Origin of the sequence: Mycobacterium arosiense ATCC BAA-1401 = DSM 45069 (assembly GCF_002086125.1) — a bacterium.
Classification (GTDB): Bacteria; Actinomycetota; Actinomycetes; order Mycobacteriales; family Mycobacteriaceae; genus Mycobacterium; species Mycobacterium arosiense.
In genome coordinates this window covers 1-278 of the sequence record NZ_MVHG01000318.1, presented here as the reverse complement: position 1 = coordinate 278, position 278 = coordinate 1, and the positions used below count along the sequence as shown (strand labels likewise).

The window sequence follows — 278 nt, the reverse complement described above, 5'->3', positions numbered from 1 at the left end:
TTCTTACTGTAAGTGAAGAATTCAAGCCTCCTGAGCGCGTCATGATCGCTTTTGATGGCGGCACTGCAATTCGGCGTGGCATGGAGATGTTGTCCAGCAGCCCTTTGCTGCGAGGCTTGCCCATCAGAATTTTGATGTCTGGAAATCAATTTGGCGGTCAAGCCAAATCGCTTGAATTGGCGAAGCAAACTCTGTCGAGAGCGAGCTCTGAAGTGACCGCTTCGCTAGTGCCCGGAGATGCCGGAGCAGTGGTCGAAAAGGCAGTGAAAGAACAGGAA

1 protein-coding gene is annotated in these 278 nt (G+C 51.8%); it reads left to right on the top strand.

All coding sequences use genetic code 11. From position 1 onward, the window contains the following. Positions 1 to 278: hypothetical protein (locus BST14_RS28665; protein ID WP_438502223.1), on the top strand; the 278-nt coding region annotated here is incomplete at both ends.